Annotated in this window: 19 protein-coding genes, 15 tRNA genes and 2 pseudogenes (1 of these 36 only partly in view); 5 read left to right on the top strand and 31 right to left on the bottom strand. The window is 36.9% G+C overall.

All coding sequences use genetic code 11. The features are described 5' to 3' along the window. Positions 1 to 59 precede the first annotated feature (59 nt). Entirely contained in the window at positions 60 to 728 is a 669-nt protein-coding gene (locus tag V1501_RS04385) for a B3/4 domain-containing protein (RefSeq protein ID WP_409291615.1), read from the top strand. Positions 729 to 822: 94 nt separating this feature from the next. Here the strand turns inward: V1501_RS04385 and V1501_RS04380 are convergent. From V1501_RS04380 to V1501_RS04320, 13 genes and pseudogenes are all read right to left on the bottom strand, one after another. Then, a tRNA-Gly gene (locus V1501_RS04380) sits at positions 823 to 896 on the bottom strand. 171 nt (positions 897 to 1,067) lie between these two features. Next, positions 1,068 to 1,484: an NAD(+)--rifampin ADP-ribosyltransferase gene (gene arr / locus V1501_RS04375; protein WP_409291614.1), complete on the bottom strand. Its 417-nt coding sequence runs from the start codon at positions 1,482 to 1,484 to the stop codon at positions 1,068 to 1,070. Positions 1,485 to 1,893: 409 nt separating this feature from the next. Beyond that, the gene (locus tag V1501_RS04370; protein ID WP_409291613.1) at positions 1,894 to 2,247 is read right to left on the bottom strand and encodes a hypothetical protein; all 354 of its coding nucleotides are present in this window, start codon (positions 2,245 to 2,247) and stop codon (positions 1,894 to 1,896) included. 353 nt (positions 2,248 to 2,600) lie between these two features. After that, a complete protein-coding gene (locus V1501_RS04365) occupies positions 2,601 to 3,314 on the bottom strand; it encodes a glycosyltransferase family 2 protein (RefSeq protein WP_409291612.1) in 714 nt (237 codons plus the stop codon). A 754-nt stretch (positions 3,315 to 4,068) separates the two neighbouring features. Next, a complete protein-coding gene (glmS, locus tag V1501_RS04360; protein ID WP_409291611.1) occupies positions 4,069 to 5,871 on the bottom strand; it encodes a glutamine--fructose-6-phosphate transaminase (isomerizing) in 1,803 nt (600 codons plus the stop codon). A gap of 511 nt (positions 5,872 to 6,382) precedes the next feature. Continuing rightward, a complete protein-coding gene (locus V1501_RS04355) occupies positions 6,383 to 7,702 on the bottom strand; it encodes a nucleotide sugar dehydrogenase (protein WP_409291610.1) in 1,320 nt (439 codons plus the stop codon). Positions 7,703 to 8,212: 510 nt separating this feature from the next. Continuing rightward, positions 8,213 to 9,352, bottom strand: a complete 1,140-nt coding sequence (gene wecB / locus V1501_RS04350) for a non-hydrolyzing UDP-N-acetylglucosamine 2-epimerase (protein ID WP_409291609.1) — start codon at positions 9,350 to 9,352, stop codon at positions 8,213 to 8,215. A 163-nt stretch (positions 9,353 to 9,515) separates the two neighbouring features. Continuing rightward, complete coding sequence (locus V1501_RS04345; RefSeq protein WP_409291608.1) at positions 9,516 to 11,291, bottom strand: glycosyltransferase family protein; 1,776 nt, start codon at positions 11,289 to 11,291, stop codon at positions 9,516 to 9,518. Between the two features lie 852 nt (positions 11,292 to 12,143). Continuing rightward, positions 12,144 to 13,721 (bottom strand): hypothetical protein, encoded by a 1,578-nt coding sequence (locus V1501_RS04340; RefSeq protein WP_409291607.1) that lies wholly within the window; start codon positions 13,719 to 13,721, stop codon positions 12,144 to 12,146. Between the two features lie 32 nt (positions 13,722 to 13,753). Then, positions 13,754 to 15,022, bottom strand: coding sequence for a nucleotide sugar dehydrogenase (locus V1501_RS04335; RefSeq protein WP_409291606.1), 1,269 nt, complete (start codon positions 15,020 to 15,022; stop codon positions 13,754 to 13,756). Positions 15,023 to 15,934: 912 nt separating this feature from the next. Then, positions 15,935 to 16,096 carry a hypothetical protein gene (locus V1501_RS04330; RefSeq protein WP_409291605.1) on the bottom strand — a complete coding sequence of 54 codons (162 nt, stop codon included), beginning with the start codon at positions 16,094 to 16,096 and terminating at the stop codon, positions 15,935 to 15,937. A gap of 121 nt (positions 16,097 to 16,217) precedes the next feature. After that, entirely contained in the window at positions 16,218 to 16,466 is a 249-nt protein-coding gene (locus V1501_RS04325) for a DUF2187 family protein (RefSeq protein ID WP_409291604.1), read from the bottom strand. 25 nt (positions 16,467 to 16,491) lie between these two features. Further along, a pseudogene (locus V1501_RS04320) lies at positions 16,492 to 16,641 on the bottom strand (NlpC/P60 family protein); the annotation flags it as partial. Between the two features lie 22 nt (positions 16,642 to 16,663). On the opposite strand from V1501_RS04320, the gene V1501_RS04315 reads away from it, so the two are divergent. Together V1501_RS04315 and V1501_RS04310 are read left to right on the top strand one after the other, a co-directional pair. Continuing rightward, positions 16,664 to 16,981, top strand: coding sequence for a hypothetical protein (locus tag V1501_RS04315; RefSeq protein WP_409291603.1), 318 nt, complete (start codon positions 16,664 to 16,666; stop codon positions 16,979 to 16,981). 364 nt (positions 16,982 to 17,345) lie between these two features. Further along, positions 17,346 to 17,705 carry a DUF2294 domain-containing protein gene (locus tag V1501_RS04310; RefSeq protein WP_409291602.1) on the top strand — a complete coding sequence of 120 codons (360 nt, stop codon included), beginning with the start codon at positions 17,346 to 17,348 and terminating at the stop codon, positions 17,703 to 17,705. Positions 17,706 to 17,849: 144 nt separating this feature from the next. Here the strand turns inward: V1501_RS04310 and V1501_RS04305 are convergent, their stop codons facing one another. Beyond that, the gene (locus tag V1501_RS04305; protein ID WP_409291601.1) at positions 17,850 to 19,556 is read right to left on the bottom strand and encodes a methyl-accepting chemotaxis protein; all 1,707 of its coding nucleotides are present in this window, start codon (positions 19,554 to 19,556) and stop codon (positions 17,850 to 17,852) included. Positions 19,557 to 19,750: 194 nt separating this feature from the next. Further along, on the bottom strand, positions 19,751 to 20,479 hold the full coding sequence (locus V1501_RS04300) for an EAL domain-containing protein (protein WP_409291600.1): 729 nt from the start codon (positions 20,477 to 20,479) through the stop codon (positions 19,751 to 19,753). A 443-nt stretch (positions 20,480 to 20,922) separates the two neighbouring features. Between V1501_RS04300 and V1501_RS04295 the strand changes: the two genes are divergently transcribed. Then, on the top strand, positions 20,923 to 21,300 hold the full coding sequence (locus V1501_RS04295; RefSeq protein ID WP_409291599.1) for a hypothetical protein: 378 nt from the start codon (positions 20,923 to 20,925) through the stop codon (positions 21,298 to 21,300). Between the two features lie 70 nt (positions 21,301 to 21,370). Continuing rightward, on the top strand, positions 21,371 to 21,529 hold the full coding sequence (locus V1501_RS04290) for a hypothetical protein (RefSeq protein ID WP_409291598.1): 159 nt from the start codon (positions 21,371 to 21,373) through the stop codon (positions 21,527 to 21,529). Between the two features lie 453 nt (positions 21,530 to 21,982). On the opposite strand, the pseudogene V1501_RS04285 reads toward V1501_RS04290, so the two are convergent. The 16 genes and pseudogenes from V1501_RS04285 to V1501_RS04210 form a co-directional block, all read right to left on the bottom strand. Next, a pseudogene (locus V1501_RS04285) lies at positions 21,983 to 22,212 on the bottom strand (RNA polymerase subunit sigma-24); the annotation flags it as partial. A gap of 333 nt (positions 22,213 to 22,545) precedes the next feature. Further along, on the bottom strand, positions 22,546 to 24,366 hold the full coding sequence (locus tag V1501_RS04280) for a pyruvate kinase (RefSeq protein ID WP_409291597.1): 1,821 nt from the start codon (positions 24,364 to 24,366) through the stop codon (positions 22,546 to 22,548). A 224-nt stretch (positions 24,367 to 24,590) separates the two neighbouring features. Next, a tRNA-Leu gene (locus tag V1501_RS04275) sits at positions 24,591 to 24,672 on the bottom strand. A gap of 5 nt (positions 24,673 to 24,677) precedes the next feature. Continuing rightward, positions 24,678 to 24,751: transfer RNA gene (locus V1501_RS04270), tRNA-Cys, on the bottom strand. Positions 24,752 to 24,766: 15 nt separating this feature from the next. After that, positions 24,767 to 24,838 (bottom strand) — tRNA-Gly (locus V1501_RS04265). A gap of 5 nt (positions 24,839 to 24,843) precedes the next feature. Continuing rightward, positions 24,844 to 24,918, bottom strand: a tRNA-Gln gene (locus V1501_RS04260). Positions 24,919 to 24,945: 27 nt separating this feature from the next. Beyond that, positions 24,946 to 25,021, bottom strand: a tRNA-His gene (locus V1501_RS04255). Positions 25,022 to 25,043: 22 nt separating this feature from the next. Further along, positions 25,044 to 25,117 (bottom strand) — tRNA-Trp (locus tag V1501_RS04250). 17 nt (positions 25,118 to 25,134) lie between these two features. Then, positions 25,135 to 25,219 (bottom strand) — tRNA-Tyr (locus V1501_RS04245). Positions 25,220 to 25,229: 10 nt separating this feature from the next. After that, positions 25,230 to 25,302: transfer RNA gene (locus V1501_RS04240), tRNA-Thr, on the bottom strand. Between the two features lie 3 nt (positions 25,303 to 25,305). Continuing rightward, positions 25,306 to 25,381 (bottom strand) — tRNA-Phe (locus tag V1501_RS04235). 84 nt (positions 25,382 to 25,465) lie between these two features. Further along, positions 25,466 to 25,541: transfer RNA gene (locus V1501_RS04230), tRNA-Asp, on the bottom strand. Between the two features lie 4 nt (positions 25,542 to 25,545). Next, positions 25,546 to 25,619: transfer RNA gene (locus V1501_RS04225), tRNA-Met, on the bottom strand. A 9-nt stretch (positions 25,620 to 25,628) separates the two neighbouring features. Then, positions 25,629 to 25,704: transfer RNA gene (locus tag V1501_RS04220), tRNA-Val, on the bottom strand. 8 nt (positions 25,705 to 25,712) lie between these two features. After that, positions 25,713 to 25,787 (bottom strand) — tRNA-Glu (locus tag V1501_RS04215). A 25-nt stretch (positions 25,788 to 25,812) separates the two neighbouring features. Next, positions 25,813 to 25,871, bottom strand: a tRNA-Ser gene (locus tag V1501_RS04210) (it continues 33 nt past the right edge of the window).

Raw genomic sequence — 25,871 nt, 5'->3', positions numbered from 1 at the left:
CCTTCTGCCAAAAAAATGATTATGGTACACTATTTATAAAAAAACTTGGAGGAATGACAGTGAATATACAAATCAGCAAAAACCTTTCCGAAAAAATCCCATGCATTAAGGCAGCCTGCATTCACTATCATAATATCACGGTCGGCCCCTCCCCCAAAATGATTCAGGGACGCATCCAGCTGTTCCAGGAAAGTTTGTTCCTGGATCTGCAGGAAAAGGAACTCACTGAATATGAAGGCATTAAAGAGTGGAGAGCTGTCTTTAAAAAGGCTGGCACTGATCCATCCAGATACCGTCCCTCAGCAGAAGCACTGTTTCGGAGAGTCAAGAAACAGCAATTCCTGCAGCCTACTCACTCAGCCATCGATATTAATAACTTCTTTTCATTGAAATATGAAATTCCTCTTGGCATCTACGATCGGGATCTTATCTCCGGCAATGTCACCATAGCAGCGGGCGGCCCGGACGATGCCTATCAAGGGCTTAATGGCCGTATGAATATGCTTTCTGGCATGATCCTTTCCAAAGACGAGAAGGGGCCGTTCGGTACGCCATATGTGGATTCAGAGCGGACAAAGGTGACCGAAAACACCGTCAATGCCCTTCAAATCGTTTATTTAAAGCCTTCCATGTCTAAAGAAGAAGGCTTAGAGCTAGCCGGGTCCATCAGTTCTATGTTCACACAGGTCCATGGCGGGCAAGCAGAAGTTGAGGTTGTAACAGCCTGAGAGAGGTTGTTTCGGCTTCTTTCTGCTAGTCCATAAATTAAAAAACGCAATGCTTCGTATGTTAAATACAAAACACTGCGTTGTGACCTATGTATGGAGCGGGTGATGAGAATCGAACTCACGACATCAGCTTGGAAGGCTGAGGTTTTACCATTAAACTACACCCGCATATATTGTCGAAGATTGTTATATCATCTGACAAAAATAATTATAACGCCATTTCGTGAAATAATCAACCCCTATTGATGAATTTGTTCCCTTATAGTATATGCAGATTCTTAGCAATTTATTCCCTTTATAGATATTTGAAGAAACTGCACCATAAAGACTCGGCATGGATTAATCATAAATTATAAATTTTCCATCTTCACGCAGCTTTTTTATAGAATTAACCATATGGCTGATTTGTTCATCTGTGTGTCTTTCCCATGAGCCTACCTCTGCTATGATCTTCAATGGTGATTTGGATCTGTATGAACGTGTTGGGTTCCCGGGAAACTTTTTGTCCGTTACGTTCGGGTCATTTTCAAACTCTCCCAAAGGTTCTACAATATAAATTCTTTCCTTTGAATTAGATGCCGCTAACTCTGCACCCCATTTAGCAGCCTCTAATGTACCGGTAAAGTAAATATGGTTAGATATTTTATCCTGGTAATTTGATAAATAGTTCGGTTCCAGTAAATCTCCAATCTGTAATTGAGCTTTCGTACCATGAAAGAATGGACCCCTATCCAAGACATCCTTTTTGCTCTCCATATTGATACACCTCTAACTTTAGATTTGTGTATACCATTATAGTTTCCAAATTACTTAATTAGAACTGAATGCGATGACAGAATTACAGCATGAAATGTAGTTTTTTGAAGAAATGGCACCATTGGTCCAATCCACAGGGCCAATTGGCGTCGTGTATGATTCAAAGTAAATGAACAGTTTGGAAATACATACCGGCCGTCTTGCCTATGACGCTTTCTTTTACGTTATCTCAATCAATGCCCTTACCCCATTGGAAGTTGAAAGAATTTTTCTTTAATCTCCCCATTTCTTAAGTCTGAGAAAACCGGAATAATAACACCAGGAGTGATAATTATGGTTTTATATAAACATTAATTGTTAATTAATGGTGAACGCCCTGTCCAATACTGTTAAGGCAGAATATATTAAATTATATCATGATAAAGGAGGAAATTGGATGGGAGGGAGTAATGAAAAACGCCACTCGAAATATGGTCCTAAAAGACCAGGTCCCAAACCTATTAAGAAACTTATCAAAAAAAATAAATTCAGTAAAAAACGGGATAAATGTACTGGAAATGTAAAACACAAATGTTCTAGCTGCAGACACAACGAACACGAAAGCTCTTGTTTCGACCACAACCACGACGAACATGAAAGCTCTTGTTTCAACCACAACCACAACGAACACGAAAGCTGTTGTTTCAACCACAACCACAACGAACACGAAAGCTGTTGTTTCAACCACAACCACAACGAACACAAAAGCTCTTGTTTCGATCACAATCATTGCCCGTGCTGCTGCGGAAAACACAAATTTGATTGCTCATGTTCAGAACACCATCACAAAAAAGAGGATTGCGAAAACGACTGTCTATGCAAACTGCTAGATGAATTCAAGCATAAAGAGATAACCATTACAACTAAATCCTGTTGTGATGCTAAGTCCTGTTGTGATGACATTACCGGTGTACTTCTAAAAGTAAAAGAATGTTGTGTCACAATTGTGGAACCAGGCAGTATTTCTCCTTGTATTCCAAAAAGGATTACTGTCATTCGATGCAAGGATATTGCGAGGTTTTCTGTAGATTTAAATCATAATTGTTAAACATATAAAGAAAGGAAGTGAAATCAAAATCACTTCCTTTCCCTTTTTTCCATGAAATCTGCGATGGAATAAGTATTTGCCACAAACTTACTTCGCCTTCTTAAAATCGAATCTCTTACATCAGATGTATGGTGCTGAGAAGTATCGTAGCGAATATAGACATAAGACTCGTTTGAAAGAGAATATACCTTTAAATGATGTTCAGCACATAACTTTTGGAAAAAAGTATCTTCACCCAGATTAACCGAAGGAAAGGAGATTCTTTTAAAAATCTCCTTATTAAAAACTAGAGATGCTCCGCATAAAAAATGAATCTTCTGCCCATGATCATGTTCCGTGATCCAACAGTTTGCATAAGCAGGATTATAAAGCCGTAATTCATACAACTTTTTAAAAAAAATATAAAAACTGCTTTTACCAACCATATCTGCACCTGTTTTCTTCAAAGCGTCATATGACTCCTGCAAATAACCAGGTCCATAATAATCATCGTCATCCATTTTTGCAATAACATCGTAACTTGCAGCTTCCACTCCTTTATTTAAACACTCTCCTAAAGTAGTTTCATCGGAAAATTGCAGAATCTTCGCCTTAATTCCTGTTAAAATATCTTGATCCAAAGTGAAACTCGAAGAATTAAGGACTAGAATAAGTTCCTTTTCCTTAATCGTCTGTTTACGGAAATTGAAGATGATATTATCTAAAAAATCCTTCCGATAGGTACAAGCAACAACGGAAATCAAGGTCTCACCTTCCCATTCTATACATGCTTTTCAAAAGAATCTGCTTACTAAATTGGTTCCGCTCCCGAGCAATTCAAACATCCTTCTGGAGAACATAGCGGGACTATCCGTAATGGATTTTACATTTTAAAAGGCCTTAAATAAATTATATGCCTTAACCATTTTTAAATAATAAAGTCCTCCTATAATATTTTGACTATATTTTTCAGGATACTTCATGGAACTTGTTGAACTTCCGAAGTTCCGATAAAAAATTTGTAATCTCAGGTCCTCTGCTATTTAAAACATAATTTCCATTTACCTACAACGTTCTGGCTATTTTCGGGAATACCAGGTGCCCGCGACAACATTTTTTTATTCCACAAAGTTGAATCAACCGGATTGTGGATCATTGGCTGGGCCGTAAAAGGAAGAACACATACATTTTCATTGCTTCCGGCTTTCCTATACTTTAAGGAAAATTATGTTTTTTCACTTTTTCACAAAAAAAGCTGCCATCCGCAGCTTCGAATTGTTGAGAAAAGGGGTTTTTCTCGGCATTTTTATTTTGTCCGCTTACAATTTCAAATCTTTTTTTTCAGATTTTAGAGTAACTCAAAGAAAAAGATGTTTTTGGGGATTCTGGAGTAACCGTTATTATAAGGGGCTATATCTGTAATAACAGACTTTTTTCCGATGAGCTTGCTCCAATTCATCCCTGCCTTTAATTCTCCCAATTTATTTTGTTTTGCATCATTAATAGTAAAAAACCCCACTACTCAACGGTTACCGATTTTGCTAGGTTCCGCGGTTTATCGACATCGCATCCACGATGTAAGGCTGCATAATATGAAAGAAGTTGTAATGGTAAAACACTGATTAATGGGGTTAAATCACTATGAACGGAAGCAATTACATATCTATCCCCTTCTTCCTCCAACCCTTTCATTGATATAATACAAGGATTGGCACCGCGGGCAGCAACCTCTTTCACATTTGCACGGATACTTAGTTTTACTGTTTCTTGCGTTATTATTGCAACTACAGGAGTTCCATCTTCAATAAGCGCAATCGATCCATGTTTTAATTCTCCACCAGCAAAACCTTCTGCTTGAATATAAGAAATCTCTTTTAATTTGAGTGCTGCTTCCAAACAAACGTGATAATCATTTGCACGACCAATGAAGAAAGCGTTTTTTGTAAAAGCTAAGAATTCTTTTGCCATATTTTCAAAAGCATCTTTATCTTGAGTCAATGTCTCCATGGCACTAGCGATAACTGCTAACTCTTTTAATAAATTCAATTCTAATTGAAGTCCTTTACAGGTTGCAGTCGCAACCGACAAAATAGCTAATACTGCAATTTGAGCTGTATAGGCTTTTGTTGAACCAACTGCAATTTCAGCTCCAGCATATAACAATAAATTGTGGTCTGCTTCACGAAACAATGTTGAACCTGGTACATTTGTAATTGTTAAAGCTTTGTAACCAAGCTTTTTCACTTTAACTAAAGCAGCGAGACTATCAGCTGTTTCTCCACTTTGAGAGATAAAAATGAATAATGGTCTTTCTGATAATAAAGGTGTATTGTAAACAAACTCCGAAGCAATATGGACCTCTGTTGGAATCCCGGCAAATTTTTCAAGATATTGTTTTCCTACAAGACCTGCGTGGTAACTGGACCCACATGCGATAATATAAATTCGGTCTGCTTCTTTCATCGTCCCTAAAGTGGAGGAATCAATAGTTATATTATTATTTTCGTCTCTGTACCTTTGGATGATATTCCGGATAACAAATGGCTGTTCATCTATCTCTTTTAGCATATAATGAGGATAAGTGCCTTTTTCGATATCGCTAGCATCCAACTCTACAATATAGGACCCTCTCTCAACAATATTCCCCGCAAAGTCTTTAATTGTAACCAAATTCCTTTTTACAATTACCATTTCCTTGTCCATTAATTCAACAAATTGATTTGTAACCCCGAGCATCGCTATAGCGTCAGAAGTAATAACATTAAATTCTTCGCCAAGTCCAACTAACAATGGGCTCTTATTTTTTGCAACATATATAGTATCCTTATCTTCGTTATCGATTAAACCGATAGCGTAAGATCCTTTAAGCAGTTTTAAAGTTATTTGGAAGGCGTTTTCCGTTGACATTCCTTCTTTGGTGAAACTTTCAATCAATTGTACAATTACTTCTGTATCTGTATCACTTACAAACGTAACTTCTGACAAAAAGACTTTCTTCAATTGTTCATAGTTTTCAATAACACCATTATGAACGATAGTGAAGCGTGATGAAGTGCTTGAGTGAGGGTGTGCATTTCGCTTACTTGGAGCACCATGTGTTGCCCAGCGTGTGTGACCAATGCCAGTATTAGCTATTATCTTTTCATCTACAATACTTCGAAGACTTTTAATTCTTCCTTTTTCCTTAAAAACCGTAATACCCGACTCGTTAATAACAGCAATTCCGGCAGAGTCATATCCTCTGTATTCAAGCTTTTCCAAGCCTTTTAATAAGTACTCCTTAGAATCCCGATTTCCAATATACCCAACAATTCCGCACATGTTTTTCCCTCCCTGGCAAAGGGGGCAAGAAAGCAAGGGGCGATTCTCGCCCTTCCTGTACTCTAGTTTTTGTTTTTGTACCCATTATCCTCTCTTTGTGCATCAAGTTGCCTAATGTTATAAAGCAGGATTTTTAAATGTGCGTTATTCCAACTAAAGGTATATGCCGAACCTTTCGACCTCTACCCCTCATCAACTATCCCTTGTACTTTATCTATTATAGTAAATGGAAAGCGGTGAAAATTTGATTGGACAAATAGCGGGGGAATTAACATCATTTTAATTAAGAAAAAGAAGTCCTTTGTGGAGGGTACTTCAAAAAGGCGATAAATTAAGCTGATGACAATACTACAGCATCGAAACTACTTTTATAATAATTTCATGGCTGTTTTTTTCGGTTAAGTTTATAAAATGTTCCTTTCACTTGCCGGGTAAGGGTTTGTTGCAATTTTATTATCCTCTTTAATCTAATTTAGATTAGTATCTTCTTCACCTTTGAACTTTTAAGAGCTTACAATCTCCAGTAGCTATACCCCATTTCTTCAATTAACTCTTTGTTTAAAATGCTCTTAATATCTATTATTACTCTTTCCTCGTTAGGTAGGTTTTTAAAAAACCTCTCGATTTCATCAATCTGTAAGTTTTTGAATTCTTCATGTGCTACCGCAAAAATAAGACAATCTGCATTATTAATTGAAACTAGAGGAACCAAATCCACGCCGTATTCATGCTTAGCAACTACAGGATCTGCCCATGGATCAACAACTGTTGGTTTAACTCCATATTCATTAAGTCCTTTTATGATATCTGCTACCTTAGAATTCCTTGAATCTGGACAATTTTCCTTAAAAGTAATTCCTAAGATAACAACGTTAGCTTGTCTTACTATCTTATTAGCAAGGGTTAATCTTTTAATGATTGCATCAGTCACAAATTCACCCATACCGTCGTTTATTTTTCTGCCTGATAAGACAATTTGTGAATGGTATCCAAGTTTCTGAGCTTCATAGATAAAGTAATATGGATCAACACTAATACAGTGCCCCCCTACTAATCCTGGGTAAAACTTAAGTGCATTCCACTTTGTATTCATTGCTTCTACAACTTCCTGTGTATCAATACCCATCCGATCAAAAACCATTGCAAGCTCATTCATAAATGCAATATTAATATCACGTTGGCTATTCTCAACCACTTTAGCAGCTTCAGCCACCTTAATAGAATTAGCTTTATGAACTCCAACTTCAACCACTAGTTCATAAACCTTTGCTATTTCTTCCAATGACTCTTTGTCCATACCAGAAACTATCTTAGTAATGTTCTCTAATCTATGAATCTTGTCACCAGGATTTATGCGTTCAGGTGAGTAACCCACTTTAAAGTCCACACCACATTTTAATCCTGATTCTCTTTCTAGAATTGGAATACATATATCCTCAGTAACCCCCGGATATACTGTAGACTCATATACTACAATTGAACCTCTAGTGAGATTTCTTCCAATAGTAATGCTTGCTCCTTCCACTGGGCCTAAATCAGGAGTTTTATCAGAATTAATTGGTGTAGGAACAGCAACGATATGAAAACATGCCTCTTTAAGTTTAGTTTCATCAGAAGTAAATTCAACTGTAGTATTTTTCATGGCTTCATCGCCAATTTCATTAGTTGGATCTATACCATTTTTATACTGTTCTATTTTGTGAGTATTTAAGTCAAACCCTATTACATTAACCTTCTTAGCAAATGCTACTGCTATTGGCATACCAACATAGCCTAAACCAACTACAGCTAAATTCTCTTCTTTGTTAATTAATTTACCATATATGTTCATTTGGCAGTTCCTCCGCTTTTATCTAAACTTTCAATTACTTGAAATAGTTTGGTTGTTAATCTTTTAAAATCAAATTCATAGGCAGCGTTTCGGGCGTTTTTCCCATTACTAGACTTTTTCCTGGTTACTTAATACACCACTGAATAGATGCGGGTGTGAAGGTATGTGAGTGTACGCTTTTATCACATTCAAACGAGGAACCAATGGAAATTTGTAAGGTTCCTATTTTTGCCTCACCTATAAAAACGGCTACCTTTCCCCTGGACAGTCTAGGAAAAGATAGCCTAAAATGGGCTGCGGGCTAAAGTGCTAGAGGAACAACATATTATGTGCACCATTTTTTCATAAACATAAACCTTTACAACAGAAATTAGTAACTTATATTCTATTCGCCTATAAATCGGGACACCAATTCGGATGAGTCACGATAAGTTAAACAGTAGGGTTCGCCCAAAAAAACTGAAAAGTTGACAAAGATAATTTACACTGTTGAATCAAAATTTAAAAAACTCAATTTTGAAATTCATTAGGTCTTTGACCTTTTCCAAAGTAATATACTATGGCTTCGACAATCCGTTTTGATGCTTGACCGTCACCATATGGGTTTACTGCTGTAGACATTAGTTGATATGCTTCGGGACTTGTTAATAAATTCTCGATGTTTTGATAAATAGTATGCTGGTCAGTACCAATTAACTTTAAGGTGCCAGCCTCAATTCCTTCTGGCCGTTCGGTCGTATCTCGAAGTACGAGTACTGGAACACCAAAAGAAGGAGCTTCTTCTTGGATCCCGCCAGAATCCGTTAATACTAGGTTTGATCTGGAAATTATGTTATGTGTATCAATCACATCTAAGGGAGGAGTGAGATGTATACGAGGATGTTCACCTAAAAATTGTTTTGCGGCATGTTGGATGATTGGATTTAGATGTACAGGAAAGACTAGTTCAATATCTTTATGATCTTCTACACTTCGACGAATTGCTCGAAAAATGTTTTCCATTTTATCGCCATGATTTTCACGTCTATGAACAGTCATGAACACCAAGCGAGCATTCGGTTGTAAACGTTCCAGAATCGCATTTTGATAATCTGCTTTGACAGTACTCTTCATGGCATCAATTACTGTATTTCCTGTAGTAAAAATATATTGTGGACTTACAAATTCTTGTTTTAATTGGTCAGCAGCAGTTCTTGTTGGCGCAAAATGCAGAGTAGCCAGTCTATCAGTAAATTGTCTGTTTATTTCTTCCGGAAAAGGAGAGTATTTATTATAAGTTCTTAAACCTGCCTCCACATGGCCAATTGGAATATGATGATAAAAAGCACTTAACGATGCTGCAAACGTGGTTGTGGTATCCCCATGAACAAGTATTATATCCGGCTGGCTTTTCCCAATCACTTCGGACATACCATTTAAAACTTTAGTTGTAATTCCAGTTAATGTCTGAACTGCCTCCATTATATCTAGATCATAATCAGGCTTGATTTGAAAGAATTCTAATACCTGGTCTAACATTTCTCTATGTTGAGCGGTCACACATACTTTCGAAACAATTTGATCGCATTTTTCCAATTCCTTGATTAACGGGGCCATCTTGATAGCTTCTGGCCTCGTTCCGAATACAGATAAGACAACAATTTTCTTCACTAAACCACTCCTTCAAACTTAATCAAATTACACAAAATGTCCCACTAAATATTTTTAGATTAAAGTGGATAAAAATAAACATCAAATTTCTTGGAGTAAATTAATGGAGAAACCATTGCAGAAAAATAGCTTGGAAAAATGACTCACAAAAAGAGGTTTGTTTCTATATGGTTACTTGTGTTTTATAATCTTCCGTATAAGCAACAATTGAACATTTACGCAAAAAGTCCATATCCTTTATTTTCCATGTGTGTTCCTCTACATTCGAACTTCTGAGACAAACATAGTTATATTTATCGCTAGAATAAATTTTGTAGTTTTTGGAAATGCAGTCTTTAAGGAAAATGGTGTCGGAGCCTCTTTTTACATCCTCGGAGAAACGAACACTATTAAAAATGCTCTTTTTGACAATCATAGTGGCACCAGATATAAAATTAACAAACTGATTCTCAGGCTTCGGAGATCGAAGGGCCAGCACTTTCATCCCTTCCAAATATGAGTAATACGTTCCTTTCCCAACAATGTCAGCATCCGTATACTCAAATGCATGCATGAGATCTGTGAGAAAGTTTGGTGCATAATAATCATCATCATCAAATTTGGAGACAAAGGGGTATCGCGCATTATCTACAGCAAAATTTAAACACTTTCCCAAGTTATAATGTTCGGATTGCCGAAAAACTGAAACATTTTCATACATCTTTGCCTTATTTCTCCATTCTTTTAAGTTCATATCATCTTTATTCAAAATAATAATAAGTTCCTTATTTGGCCACACTTGATTCTCATAATTTTGAAAGACCAAATCCATGGAATGAGATCTATTTGTGCAGGTAATGATTGATACACCACGCATCGGTTCCTCATTTATCCCGCTTAATCCTATTTTTCGCAAAATTTCACTAAATCTATGCCGATAAAGATGGTTTGAAAATACAGAGCGTATTCCTAAGAGTGACAATCGTTCTCGATATTGGTCATGCTTGAGAAGCATCTGAAGTTGTTGTTCCACCTCTTCTTCCGTTTGGCAAATTGGTACAATACCACTAAACAGATCAGCTATTCCTTTTGAATAGGTGCTAACTACATTTGTTCCACACGCAAGCAATTCAAACACCCTTCTGGAGAACATAGTGGGACTATCCGTAATGGAGTTTACATTTAAAAAGACCTTATATAATTTATATGCCTTAACCATATCCGGATAATCTAGTCCACCTACAATGTAAGGACTATATTTATCAGGATACTTGATAGATTTTAATGATTGTTCGAAATGCCGATCAAAAATATCTAAACCCATTTCCTTAGCCGCTTTAAATAACATTTCCATTTGCTTACTGCGTTCAGGGTATTTTTGGGAATGCCAGGAGCCCGCGAAAGCAATATTTTTTTTATTCCAAGAAGTTGAATGAACCGGATTGTGGATCATTGGCTGCGCCGCAAAAGGCAGTACAAAAACATTGTCAGTGCTTCCGGCTTTCTTATACTTTTCTATACATTGTGCATCTGTTGTAAAAATATAATCAAATAATTTGGCTGTTTCGATAAAATGATCAAAGTTTGATGGGTCCTCTTTACACCAAAAAACGGTTTTTATGTTGTTTTTTTTGCAGTAGCCGATAACGTCCCTTATGGCCGCTCGCGGTTTTAATTCCAGATTCGTCAATTGGGTTTGCCAAGAATCTTTTTCCCCTTTCCAGGCTGATTCCACAAACAGAAAATGGGGTTTAAATTGATCAATTTGATCCTTCCAAGTAAATCGATGTAATTGTTCAAGGGTACACTCATATTTAAAACATTCATAACTGAACGTATCTAAAATACATGCAACCCGGATGTCTGGTCTATTCCATTTTGAAAACCGATATTGAGGGAGTTTATTAATCTCATTCAATACTTTGGCCCTGTTAATGGATTCGATTGGTTTATTACTCATGAATAACACACCTTTCTTATGGGTCGTTAACATTGATGATGTTTCTTTCAAGATTCTTTTTTGTACAGCTTTATTTTTATTTTTATAGCTTTTTTATTGATAATCTGATTACCTCCATATTCAATATCCCATGAAAATGTTTTGATTCCTTGCGTATCTGATTGGGGTGGGCTGCAAATTGATTTGAGCTGCAAACTTCGAGATAATTCCCTTGGTTTTAAAAAAACGATTTAATAATTAAATTCAATAACTAGGAGAATGTTCATAATAACCTCCATCATCTCCAAACAAATTTTTAAGTTGTTTTTTATTCGGTAAATTAAACTGCACGCTTTAAATTTAGCTTTTGACGGCCCAATAGACCCCAATCCCAAAACACATAATTTCATTGCTTAATCCAATGGTGTATGTTATTGTATGAAATCCTTCAATTAAGGTATGGACAAACATACAGTTTTGAAGAAAAACGCTTTTTCACACGGAGCGAGGAAATGAATTTAAAACTAGACAATTGTTGAAGCATTAGAAATATGAGAAATGAAATGGTCTTTGAGCATCTGTGCAGCCTATCCAATAATGGCTGAATGCTGATTACGCTTTTCCGTTATGCGTCCCACGATAGATCCCATTTCCCTCATGTCTACATTTTATTGAAGATGATAGATTAAATATTTGTTCAAATGTATGGTCTTTATTTCCGCGATGACCATCAAAGATAAAAACTTAATCCACTTTATTTAAAAAGACGATGCATCTTTTATGGGCCACACCCGGAATATAAATAGTGCACGCCGCATACAAACGAGACTTCTTCGGAGATAAAATAATCAGTGATGCCTGATTTCTCAATATTCATTCATCATCCCAGATTTTAGTCCATATTTTCCTCAACCAGGAATTATTTTTTTTTTTTATCTCAAAAGTTGGATTCGACCACTCCAAACCATCTTCAGAGAAGTCGAGATGATTAATGAACTGTTTAACTTTCTCCTTATTAAATCGGCACGGTATCTTAATTTCTTGGTTGTAATCAAATGCTATCCTTACGTTTCCCCATATTAGATAAGGAGGCAATTCATCAACAATCGGGCAATATAAAGAGACAATATTCTTAATTTTTTCGGAATCAGGAAGTGATACATGCTTAAATGCAGGTTCGATAAGACATTCTTGGATAGGGTAGGATTTATTGCCATATCTTTTCTTGAGAATGAGGAAATTATTATAGCCTTCTAGGCTGACATATGTCTTTACGATATCCGGATCTACTGAAGCAAAAGCATGACAAAACGTTTGAAAATGGCCTAAAATACAAGATACCCAAGGATAATTTCCGTTTTCCCGGGACATTGGTCTTAATCCGGTTGTATCCTTAATGATTCGTTGAATGTATTTACCGGTAAATAGACGGTCCATGTCGAACCCTTTTGGAGGATGACCGACGGCCATGCTGAATAGGGCGAATTCCATACATTTCGGGCAATTGTAGCACCACTTCGTTTGGGGGTTAGAGGTGTGTTCGCACATTAGAAGACTGTCAAGCATATCCGGGTATCTTTTTGCTAGTATTAAGAAGCTCGCGAAATCGGAAAGATAATAGTTGAAATTTTTGATTTGAAGGTCCGTATGGAAGAATGCATTGTATTTTTGAGCTGTAAAATCGTCATACTCCGGTCTTGAACGAAGGAAACGGAAATTAGGTTTAATACCTTCACCCTTGACAAACCTGCCTGTCCAATATTGTATAAATTCATTGCTGTGTGTAAGTAGTCTGACGTTTTGTTTAAGAAGCACAGGTAAGACAGGGCCAGTATAAAGTGCAGAATGGGGCATACGGGAGCCAACTTTACTTACAGATGTTCGAAAATCAGTAATAATCGTTTGGGTATTGATATCGAATTTTTTTCTCATTGGTTCCAAAATGTATTTGTCTCGCCTTATTTCTGCATTATCGATCTTTTTCTTATGAATGGGATGAACATATGAGATCAACAACAGATTCCCAAATCCATACAATTCACCAAGTACCGACAATGCAAAGGCTGAATCTTTCCCTCCGCCATACAATAATCCTGTTTTCTGTTCGCTCTTAACGTTTTCGGGTAAGTAGTCCGAACTCAGCTGATCTTTCATAGGGTAGACATACACTCTGCCTGCGTTATGAAAGTTGATCCACTGTTCCACAATAGGAGTTGGCACAGCTTCAGGAAAATGGAAAACAACATCTTCTTCTTTTTTGCGAAAAATCGACACCATTAATGATAAAAATAGATTCCAAAATACTTCGATGGGCAAGTCGTCGATTGACATTCCAGGATATTTAAAATAAAAATGGTTTTTTCGTATCTCTGCTATTTGTTCGCTGATATGATATTGAAATTTCACAGTATCTTTTTCAACAATGGGATATTCCACCCGTATCGTAATCACTTAATTATCACCTCATATAAAATTTTTTTCTATTAGTTCTCGCGTATAATAGGATTTCCGATTTGAATATATTGGAATCCGTTTGCCTCTAATCCGTTTTTATCAAAAATATTTCTGGTATCAAAAACGATTTTTGTCCTAACCAGACCTTTTAACATTTGGAAATCGAAGTTCTTAAATTCTTCATGTCCTGTGAGAAGAACGAGACAATCGGAATTCCGGACTGCTTCTTCGAGTGTGTCAATTTTTCCACCGACATGTTGTTTTACAAGAGGATCATATATTTTAAGCTGATATCCTTTCTTGTGTAATGCATGCATGATTTCCAATGATGGGCTTTCTCGCAAATCATCGGTATTTTCTTTGAAAGCCAAACCAAGCAGGGTTATGACAGGCTGCTTGAGATCCTGTACCGTATTTTCAATCATTTCGACTATACGACGCGGAGTGTGGTCATTGATTTGTCGTGCCGTCCCAATGAGTTTAGCTTCCTCAGGAGCTTGTTCTACAATAAACCATGGGTCAACGGCGATACAGTGCCCTCCTACCCCAGGACCGGGCCGGAGAATATTCACTCTGGGATGGGAATTGGCCAGCCGGATTGCTTCCCAGACATTGAACCCTATTTTTTCCGCAATACGCGCCAGTTCATTTGCGTAGGCTATATTCACATCGCGGTACGTATTCTCTACTAATTTCACCATTTCCGCCGTAGTCGCATCCGTTGCATGAATGCTACCCTTTACAAAACGTTTGTATAAATTTGCTGTCAGCTCACTCGACTTCTGGTTAATTCCTCCAATAATGCGGTCATTCCACACTAATTCCTTAAGCAAATTACCTGGAATGATTCTTTCGGGTGAGTGGGAGACAAGTATCTCTTCCCCGATTTTGAGAGAGGTTTGTTGAAGAATCGGGACCAAAACTTCTTCCACTGTTTTTGGCGGGACTGTTGATTCTAAAACAACTAGATTTCCTTTCCTCAGATAAGGAAGAATCATTTTCGAGGCATGTCTCACGTAGTCTAAATTTGCCCTTTTTTCCTCGGTAATCGGTGTTGGTACGGCAAGGATAAAAGCATCCGCTGGTTCCGGTTGGGTAGAGAAACTTAGATTTCCATCTTTGATCGCTTTAATAAGCAACTCTTTTAAACCAGGCTCCTCAATATGAAGTTCTTGTTTATTCAAGGTATCAACCACTTGTTGATTAATATCAACTCCATGCACTTTTATGCCGTGTGTTGCAAACATGACAGCTGTTGGCAGTCCAATATACCCTAGTCCCATTACACATAATTTCATAACTTTCACCCTTTTGTAATTTCTTATCAAGCTTCATGTCTTTGTTATGTTATGATATGGCTCAATTAAGGGTATGGACAATTATACAGTTACCAAGAAAAACGTTAAAAAGGGCCAGTTCGTGATGCCACGTGCCACTGGCAATAGCATTAAGAACAATAGATTGTTACAGGCAAAATACGCAATTAATAAGTTTAGATCATGCTTTTTGGGTATAAAAAAAACGTCTTCCTATTATGTAGGAAGACGTCCAAAATAATAATTATACTGTTATAAAAAGTGATACCGGTGGTCGGGGTCGAAAAAGACCTGAAATAATTGATATTATTAGCTTTCTGGAATGATGTGTAAAATTTGTGTAAAATGATTCGCATGTGTCTTGCAGGTTAATAATCCATCAACAATTTTGTTCCTACACTCCAAATGTTGGTATGCTCTTTGTTCCAAATGCAGCAGTTTACATCTTTTCCTTTATTACATCATGCCGCCCCTAAGATGATAGACTGTAACATTGTTAATGAGAGGTGCAAAAAGTGCGGTAAATCAACGTTTTGGATATTGCTTACTGTAACATCTTTAACGGTGATTTACCGGTTGTTATAGGATTGCGTTAGCAAAATGTTAGCAAATTTAGTGATGTGACTATTACTAAACCTTAGATATAAAAATAAAATTATACTTGGAGGCTTTGAAAGTGGCTTCAGTAAAAAAGCACTCGGCTAAAATGCCAAGTGCTTGTTTATTTGTCCTTATCAAGAAAGCATTAAAATTTGGGTTCTTCTATTAAAGAGGCTCCTGTCATTAAGGACTGTATCTCGGATTATATTCGGAGAATTAACTTGAAGAAGCTCTAGTTCTTCCTGAAATAAAAAAACTTCACACATCAGTGCAAAGTCTTTCTATGTCTTGAAATCATATAGCATTAGTTTCTTCTAAATCTCTATGTGCTTTCAGCATTTTATTAATCAATAAGACAAACTGCTTTTGTTCTTTAAAAGGAGTAGCATCAAGGTCTTGTTTAATTTTGTTGCTTGCTTCCAACAATTCATTTACTTTTTGTTTAATATCTTCCATACTTTGCTCCCAAATTAAATATCATAATGCAATCTTATGATATTTAAGTCCTAGAATCTAAGAATAGATATAGGTAATTATAACTATAAAGCTACTCTTGATTTTTGTATTGTTCATTTACCTATGCTGATACGTTACCTGCACCAGCAGATGAAGCAACAACATAATGTCTATGATTCACAACAGTCAAATTGCTTTCATATTGTAGCTGCTTGGCCAATACATCGTTAATCTCCACAAGAACACTGTTTTCCCTTACCTGAGTGACTATACCTTCACAATGTATATCCTTTCTTTTAAAAGAAATGGGGTCACCCTTTTTTGCTTTTTTCTGTATTTTTGTAACCAAGTTTCCCTTTACCATTTTCATCTCACTCCGTTTGCAAAAGAATATTTTAACTCCATATTCGATTAACCCGGCCGTTGAATTTTTGTTTCCAATAACCACTTGTCAGATATGCAACAGCAACACCGGTAGAACTCTGGGCTCCAATGAACTTTCCGTTCCCTATATAGATTCCTACATGGCCATCACTTTTATACGTGATATATAAAGAGGTGGATTTTATGTTATTAACTATGTCTGTTAATGTTAAATGGAGGAAAAATACTGAACGTTATTATAAAAATAAGGGCTATAAATTTACTTTTTATGGTGATGAATTCACTGTTCCTGTTACAGATCTTCAAGATTCTTCAAATACTAAAATTCAAGTGATTTGTGATTATGGAGGGAGTCCAATAAATAAACAATACAGACATTTCAAACGATCTAGAATCAATGCAGTTTTAAGAAAAATAAACATAAAAATTTTAATACTCCTTGGCCTTTGTTACACGAATAAACAATTCTCCGTTTTTACAATTTGTATGAAACAATTTTAAAATTTGCTAATCTAACCCCTGAAGAAAAGAAAAAGAATATTAAAGAGTTTGTAGGTTCATTTCTTTTTGAGGGTTATCGTGTGGTCACTTAAAATTGGGTCGTGCTGGATTTCTTAAAAGACATTCTCTATCTTAAACGGCAATGTGAATATTCTGAGGGATAACGGTTCACTAAGCAGCTAGCAACTTTTGGAATTCAGGACGATTCGTTTTGTGCCAAACTTTTTTGCGTACTATTCTTTAATGCTCAAATGTATTACGTCTTCATCCTAAAACTAGGAGAAATATCCATCATTTCTCCCTTCTCTATTAAGTTTCTATATAGTAAAATACATTCATATTCGCCTAAGGAATAGGAGACATTATGAATAAATACGAAGCAGAATTCAGCAATCTAGTCCGTCATTTTAGAAAAAAACATATGGGAAAAGGACCAAGTAAAATAACGACAACCTTCTGTAAAAACTGGGCTATAAGTGAAATGGAAGGCAACCTTTCTCCAGTAGAGAAATTTATTGCTACTGCTTATGAAGGAAAGCAGGCTTTAAGGGCAGCAAGAACCGAAATGGTAAAAGAGATTTACCAAAATAATCCCCCAGTAGAAATGGAAGAATTCTTAGGATGCAACTTTAAGGATCTCTTTGTGGATATAGATCTTGATAGAGATTTGAGTATGTCTATTTTTGTTTTTGATGAAGATATAGAATCCAAATTTTCTAAATGAAGGATAGATATAGTTGCAATTTTTGGGTTGTGAATCTTTCAGAAGAAAGCACCCTACTAAGTAATATCTTTATACTAAAGTCATTAGGGTGCTGTTTTAAAAACTGATATTCTTCAACTTACTTTTAAATTTTTTACTTTTAAACTAGATTCGAAACTTACTTACAGTATCCTGTAAATCCTCTGCCATTTTAGCTAAATTGTATGCGGAAGCTGAAATCTCTTCCATTGATGCTAGTTGTTCTTCAGCTGAAGCAGCTACATTTTGACTATGCATAGAAGACTCTTTAGAAATAAAGGTCACTCCTGCAACAGTTGCTGATACCTCTTGGGTACTTGCTGACATTTGTTGAGAGGTTGAAGCCATTCCGTCTATTTGCCCTTCCATTTCATTCATAGATTTTAAGATTTCTTCTAAGCTATCTTGTGTTTTAGAAACAATTCCCAATCCATTCTGAACCTCTTTTTTCACCATATCCATTGAGTCATTTGAACGGTCCATATCATTTTGTATATGCTTTATTAACTCAGAAATTTGTGAGGATGAATTTTGTGATTGTTCGGCAAGTTTTCTTACCTCGTCTGCTACTACAGCAAATCCTTTACCGTGTTCTCCTGCCCTTGCAGCTTCGATTGCTGCGTTTAAAGCTAATAAATTGGTCTGATTTGCGATATTGGTAATCAATTTTGAAATATCACCAATTTGTTTAGATCTTTCATTTAGCAGCTTTATGATATTCCCGGTATCATTTACAGTTGAGTGGATCATATTCATCTGTTCAGCTGTTTCTTGAACAAACTTTCCACCTTGTTTAGCACGCTGACTGGTTTCTGTTCCATTTTCAGCTATGGTTGCAGAGGATTCAGCGATATTAGCTATACCCAATGTTAATTCCTCCAGAGCTTTTGAACTCTCTTCAATACTTAGTGTTTGAGTATCTGAACCGCTAGCTATTTGTTGGATTGCTTCTGTAATATGTTCAGTAGCTTTGCTCGTTTGTTCAGCTCCTGCGGTTAACTCTTCTGACGATGCAGCTACCTGCTCAGAGGTCTCTAGTATAATTGTAATCATATTACTTAAATTATCCCTCATATTGTTATAGCTTTTTGAGAGGTCACTTAACTCATCCCCTGCATCGTCCATAACGACTGTCGTAAAATCACCTTTTCCTGCATTCTCTAATGCACTAGAAATGGCTGCCAGTCTTTTCTTTAATCGGCTAGTGAACCACAGAATAATAAGAGCAGACATTATAATTACGAAAATCACTAGAATGATAAATTTGGTTAAAAACGATGATAAAATTTCATCAATTTTTGTTTGAGGAGCTCCCACATAAAGGATACCCAATGTTTCTCCACTGTAATTCTTTAAAGGCATATAAGCAGTTTGATAAATTTTACCGGAAACTGAAGCTTCACCGTAATAGTTTTCCCCCTCTTTTATCACTAGATCGCCAACTTCCTGAGAAATTTGAGTTCCGATATTCCTCTTTCCATTTACAATGACGTTTGTTGCTATACGTGTTTCTCCCTGAAAGATTGTTACTGTATCACCCGTATCTTTAGCTATTTTGTCTACTATGTCAAAGCTATTATTAAAAGAATGATCTCCTTTGTATAACTTTCCATTTTTGATTTCCCAATCACCAGGAAACTTGTTTTGGATATACCGGTAACTTAAGCTTAAGTCCCCTTTTGCTTTCTCTACCGCAAATGACTTAATCCCCTTTGTCACTTCTATGACTACCACAATTCCTATAATTATGGATAATAATAATACAATACTTAAAACAATCAAATTAATTTTTGTACCTAACTTTAACCTTTTATTAATTTTTTTCTTTATCATTAGTTGTTAGTCCTCCTGCTAAATAAAGGTCATAATTCAAATTCTCTTCGGTTTCATAATGATGTATGCATTCTCCCTGGGAATCCACATCCTAAATTAGACTGTATTTCCTCAATATTTAATATTGTTATCATACGTTCTCCTTGCAGGGTGATCCCCTCAAATTCCTCTTAGCTAAAATATTCATAAGAAACTTACGCATTCACTAACCTTTGAGGCTTCGAAATATAGTAACCTTGTACTGCTAATACACCTAAGTTACACGCAGTGACATAATCCTCTTTATTTTCAATGCCTTCAAGCACCACAACCGAAAGGTTATCTGAAATAGCCAGAAAAGATTCAATGTCTGTTTGTTTCTCAAGCGACTTTGCTAGATTTTCTGAACAAGTTCGATCTAACTTCGCAAAATGAGGTTTGATCTGGATGATTTTCTCAAGAGCATTTGAGCTGAAAGATAAATCATCTAGAGCAATCATTAACTTCATGCTCTTTAAAAAAAGTAAACCGTTAATAAAACCTTCTTCATTCCATAGTTTCGATTCTATTGGGTCCTCATTAATTTCGAATATCACTCTTCCCTTTATAATAGGATATTCGCTAACTAAACCCTTGATAAATTCAGTAAATTTAGGATGAATAATAGTCGAAGGGAATATGTTAACAAAAAGGAAAAACTTATCCCAATACGAATCAGGATATTTCTTAATAGATTTCGAAATAGAAGCAGTATCAAAATCATATAAAGCCCCTATTTCCCTCCCCTGTTTAAAAATAAAGACTGGATTAATTCTCGGATCAGTGCGTAATAATGCCTCATAAGCAAAGACTTTTTTGAATTTAGTATTCCATAAAGGCTGATATTCATGGAAAAATGATTGTTCTCTTACCAGAATAGAAATATTTTGTGTAGCACTGCTCATTAATTTTTCTCCTCATTTATTTGTCCTAACAAACAATTTAACTCCTACAAAAGCACTAATTAACTGTACCGTTTAAAATCATCAAAATAAAAAAACACTTCTTTTCGAGAATTCACATTCAAGAAAAAAGGAAGTGTTTTAGCTTTTTGGCAGGTACGCTACCAAAAATCCTAATATCCTTACAAAACGAATTAGGCAATGTTAATAAGCAACAGGTTCGCTGTTCTCCATCCCACATTTACCCTCTCTAGTACTTTTGAACCAACATTACCAAAGTATAACAGGAATACATAAAATTACAATACCCTTTTTCGGAAAAATAAAAAAATTGATTTTTACACATTAAAATTTATTATTCCAATAATAGATAAAGGATAGTTTACTTAACTATATTCCTTCTTTACCGATATAAAATTTGTAATAAAACAAGGGAGATGGCTGTTTTGATTTTGGAAGACCTAGCAGTAAAGATTAACAAATCTGTGGAAGATTTGGAGCTGGCAACAGCAAGATTATTCATGGAAGAGAACATCGATATATTAACAGACCACAAAAATATGTTAAACAAAAATGCGAGGGAATTACTCAACTTTCTCGTAGAACAGCGAGAAAGTGGATACAAGCCTTTGACCAGAAAAGATTTTGCGATAATAAATGCGATTAACACCTATGCTTCTAAGTTTGACTTGCAGGGTTTAAAAATTATTATAAGAGAAAATACTAACTTGCTTTTAGGTAAAGAAGTAACGGCCCATCTAAACTCCGATGCAAAAATCATCTTAGAAGGAATGGCTGCAATTAACAAAATTAATAAAATGTAGAAGATAAATCTGTTAACATCTTTTCGTTTAAATTTATACGCAATAATAGAAGGGAGGATAATAATTAAATATGAGCATTAATAAAGAAGAACTTATGAAGAGGGCCAGTGCCATTCTGGGCCGAGATGTCACAAATGAAATGATTATAGAAACTGTTGAATCCTTAGTGGAGAAGTTAGAAAAGGAGAAGGCGGCCTACATAGGGACAGCTAACCACAATCAAGCCTAAGCAAGCCTATAAATTAAGAAATTTTGATATAAGTCTAATTTGTCAAATATAAAAGTAATATTCCCCTTTTGACCCTCGTGAATTTGAGGGTCTGCACTGGTAAACGTTATTCCTCCCATCCTTATCTTCAGTTTTAAGAAAGTTGTATGGTTTCATTTTCTTATGGTAATTTGACCTAATGTTCTCCCGATGATCGTATCTTTAATCGATAATAATCGCACTTACCATTTTAGAAACTCTTTTAAAACTTAGTTGGAATTAACTGAATTATAGATAAGGAGGAATTAATGCTAAAGAATTCAGCGGCATCTCTAAAGTTATAGTATTGGTGCATAGACGCTCAGCTCTTCGTCTTCAAGAAGGATGCTGCGAATATTGTGTTTTGATTCAGAGGACAATATGTCTTTAAAATGCGTTGCGTATAAAGCTCCGATTTCCCTTAGATTTTCATCCCGGTCCGAACGCCATTGACAAGGCCACTGCACGATTCAGTTCCACTACCGGTGACGGGGATATTTGTCCAAGAGCATCATACAATGCGGCGATGCGCACCCAGTCGGTCTCCCAGGCCGTTTTCGCCTTCGCATGACAAGCCGCAATGCCGTCTGGATCCTGTATGGGCCGAACACTCCACCAAGTCTCTCCGCGCGTTCAATTGCTGCCAGTCCTCGTCTAATAAGAAGTTGAAAAAAAGTATCCATATATTACGTAAGCGAACGACTAGGTCGATATCGAAACTACACTAAAAGACTATACCCATGTTATTAAAGAATTAAGAAAAGAGGATGAGAAAGGAACAATATCTACTTTTGGAGGATATGTTCTAATTTATTCTTTACTATACCCTAATTATCTTGTGTAAAATTCGTGTAAATGAATTTAAATTCTATCCTATTTGATAAAATTTAGAATATAATAAAAACCATCTTAATTAAACCTAGGGATACCGGTGGCCGGGTTCGAACCGACACTCCAGAAGGAACACGATTTTGAGTCGTGCGCGTCTTCTTTTTTCTTTAAAATCCATACTGAACATATGAGCTTACGGTGTTACGGACACCAAAAAAATCTTCCTGCTTTATCTCATTAATTTGCTGAATTAATTTTACTGCCTCAACTATATGCGGACCCTTATTCAGCATAATACAATCTGCTCTAAGACCCATAAACACATCTGTCAGCTCCGACTTCACAGGTACACCTTTTTTTGCCATAGTTTCTAATACACCAGTAGCCCAAATGACTGGAATATGCCCAGCTTCACATATATCTAATATACCCTCCTGTGTAACTGCCAGCTTATCATGGCCAATTTCCACAGCTAGATCCCCACGTGCAATCATAATCCCAAAACCCTCATAATTCAGTCCTTCTAATACGATCTTGGTTAAATGATTTATAGCATCCCTTGTTTCTATTTTTGCAACTATCCCGATTTCCCTGTTTGTCAGCACATTTAGATAGCTCTTTAATTTTTTTAAGTCATTGGGATGGTGAACAAAAGAAAGCCCTATAATATCCGCAAGTTCACAGATCTGAGGCAAAGTCTTTAAATCATATTCAGTTAATGCAGGTGTATTTAAGTATACGAGGGAATCCGGAAGGTTTATGCCTTTTCCTGATTTAAGTTTTACATATTCATTTTGAGTAAACGTAATTTTTATAGCAATATAATCGCCGTTAATTTGAATGACAATGGCACCTATTCTTCCATCATCAAAAAAAACTCTGTCTCCTATCTTTACATTATGAAGAGCCTTGGGCAATGTAATTCCTAGGGACGCAGGTCCGGATGCGCTTTTAGGTCTTCCAAGGTACTCGCTGGTTCTATATAATCGTAAGATGTCTCCTTGCTTTACCTCAATAGTGACTGGTCTTTGTTCGAAATTACTTAGATACATGTATTCGTTTTTCCATCTTAAAACAGTTTGTCTTCCAATTAATGATGTTTTATTTAGTTTCACCTGCAAGCAGGTGTTGTTCACAACTTGCACTACAGTGAATTTTCTTTGTTTCCCTCTTAAATCTGTGAATATTACCGAATCATTCTGACGAATGCCGATAAAACTCTTCCGATCGGCAACATGAAGTGTAAATCCGCTTAATTCAGAAATCGGCTGGCTGCCAGTTACACAATATCCAATTGCTGAATTGTCTTCACCTTTCTTTACATTTATAAGAAGCGGGACAGACTCATTTTTGTAAGCGGCGATACGTATTTTTGGGCCTGCAAGATCCATGTAGATTTTACAGCGTTTTTTAGGGAGATCCATATCGGTATAGACCTCATTTTCCGCTGCTTTAATTTGCTCGGCCAATTGCTTCCAAACTTCTATATTGTCATGTGCACAATTTATTCTGGCAACTTTCATCCCCGCCCGTATTAATTCTGGAAATATTCCTGGGATTTCTAACATGTACCTATCAAGTGTAACCATAATCGCAGGAGAATCCTCATAATTAGCTTCTGCAATCAGCTTTTTACTTCTCTTATGTTTGATTGCCTTCGCCGCTTCTGCATGAATACACCCTTCAATTGCTGGCTTAGGCGTATCCGATAAATGATGCAGCATTCGTTTTAGTGAAAATAAAACATGGGGATTAATATCTTTTAACGAAGATAAACCTTCCCGGATTAATGAAGCGTTCAGCTCAGGGTATAAAAATTTTTGCAACGCTAAAAAGGCAAGAACGTTACTTTTGCTTTCTTTGGATAAACCAAAATCATGATCATCGGCGGCTGCTGATACAAATTGCTCGATTTTGCTGCAAAGATCACTAAGGTGCTTAACTAAATTTTCTCTAACCTGTTTATTTGAATTTAATTCATAATCCATGCAAAGATTCACCTCATCTTGTTGCCTAGAAAATAGTTTATGTAGAAACCAGCGGATGGTGAATTTAGAAGATCGGCTGCATTGGTATTAAAGCGGCTGCCCGCATTAAAAATGGCTGGCATAATCTACACAACACACCTGATTTATATCATTTTGCTCAAAATAAAAAGGCTCCGCACATTATTGTACGAAGCCTTGATATAATAGCGTATAGCTACTTATGATACCGGTGGTCGGGGTCGAACCGACACTCCAGAAGGAACACGATTTTGAGTCGTGCGCGTCTGCCAATTCCGCCACACCGGCTTGATTGGAGGCGGCAACCGGATTCGAACCGGTGGTAAAGGTTTTGCAGACCTCTGCCTTACCACTTGGCTATGCCGCCAGATAAGTTTTTTAAAGCGGAAGACGGGATTCGAACCCGCGACCCCAACCTTGGCAAGGTTGTATTCTACCACTGAACTACTTCCGCAAAAATGGCTGGGCTAGCTGGATTCGAACCAACGCATGACGGAGTCAAAGTCCGTTGCCTTACCGCTTGGCTATAGCCCAATAAATCACTGATATATAATATAAAAATGGGGCGACTGATGGGAATCGAACCCACGAATGTCGGAACCACAATCCGATGCGTTAACCACTTCGCCACAATCGCCACAGCTGCTATTAAATTAAATTGGCAGGGGTAGTAGGAATCGAACCCACACTGGAGGTTTTGGAGACCTCTGTTCTACCTTTAAACTATACCCCTGTAATAATTAAGATAAATGGTGGAGGGGGACGGATTCGAACCGCCGAACCCGGAGGGAGCGGATTTACAGTCCGCCGCGTTTAGCCACTTCGCTACCCCTCCACAATTTAAATGCCGGCAAGAGGACTTGAACCCCCAACCTACTGATTACAAGTCAGTTGCTCTACCAATTGAGCTACACCGGCCAATGGTGGCTCAGGACGGAATCGAACCGCCGACACAAGGATTTTCAGTCCTTTGCTCTACCGACTGAGCTACTGAGCCAAATCAAGTTATTATTTCCTTTAGTATAAGAAGGAAATAACCTTGTCACAACCCTTAGATAAGTTGTGTTATAAAGTTAAAAAATGGCGGTCCCGACGGGAATCGAACCCGCGATCTCCTGCGTGACAGGCAGGCATGTTAACCGCTACACCACGGGACCAAAATTGCGGGGACAGGATTTGAACCTGCGACCTTCGGGTTATGAGCCCGACGAGCTACCAGACTGCTCCACCCCGCGACAATTATATGGTGGAGGATGACGGGATCGAACCGCCGACCCTCTGCTTGTAAGGCAGATGCTCTCCCAGCTGAGCTAATCCTCCAATATGAATGGTGACCCCTACGGGATTCGAACCCGTGTTACCGCCGTGAAAGGGCGGTGTCTTAACCGCTTGACCAAGGGGCCTTTGTAGATTTTTTTAAGAATATAATGGCGGAGAGCAAGGGATTCGAACCCTTGAGACAGCGGTAACCGTCTACACGATTTCCA

This window comes from Paraperibacillus esterisolvens, from assembly GCF_046237625.1.
GTDB classification, from domain to species: Bacteria; Bacillota; Bacilli; order Bacillales; family DSM-1321; genus Paraperibacillus; species Paraperibacillus esterisolvens.
This window is presented reverse-complemented; position numbering and strand designations above follow the sequence as displayed.

Coding starts and splice junctions, on each gene's coding strand:
- arr (WP_409291614.1), bottom strand. CDS start 1,484: ATGGAGAGCAAAAAGGATGTCTTGGATAGGGGTCCATTCTTTCATGGT.
- glmS (WP_409291611.1), bottom strand. CDS start 5,871: ATGTGCGGAATTGTTGGGTATATTGGAAATCGGGATTCTAAGGAGTAC.
- V1501_RS04355 (WP_409291610.1), bottom strand. CDS start 7,702: ATGAACATATATGGTAAATTAATTAACAAAGAAGAGAATTTAGCTGTA.
- V1501_RS04345 (WP_409291608.1), bottom strand. CDS start 11,291: ATGAGTAATAAACCAATCGAATCCATTAACAGGGCCAAAGTATTGAAT.
- V1501_RS04335 (WP_409291606.1), bottom strand. CDS start 15,022: ATGAAATTATGTGTAATGGGACTAGGGTATATTGGACTGCCAACAGCT.
- V1501_RS04330 (WP_409291605.1), bottom strand. CDS start 16,096: ATGGAAGATATTAAACAAAAAGTAAATGAATTGTTGGAAGCAAGCAAC.
- V1501_RS04325 (WP_409291604.1), bottom strand. CDS start 16,466: ATGAAAATGGTAAAGGGAAACTTGGTTACAAAAATACAGAAAAAAGCA.
- V1501_RS04315 (WP_409291603.1), top strand. CDS start 16,664: ATGTTATTAACTATGTCTGTTAATGTTAAATGGAGGAAAAATACTGAA.
- V1501_RS04310 (WP_409291602.1), top strand. CDS start 17,346: ATGAATAAATACGAAGCAGAATTCAGCAATCTAGTCCGTCATTTTAGA.
- V1501_RS04305 (WP_409291601.1), bottom strand. CDS start 19,556: ATGATAAAGAAAAAAATTAATAAAAGGTTAAAGTTAGGTACAAAAATT.
- V1501_RS04300 (WP_409291600.1), bottom strand. CDS start 20,479: ATGAGCAGTGCTACACAAAATATTTCTATTCTGGTAAGAGAACAATCA.
- V1501_RS04290 (WP_409291598.1), top strand. CDS start 21,371: ATGAGCATTAATAAAGAAGAACTTATGAAGAGGGCCAGTGCCATTCTG.
- V1501_RS04280 (WP_409291597.1), bottom strand. CDS start 24,366: ATGGATTATGAATTAAATTCAAATAAACAGGTTAGAGAAAATTTAGTT.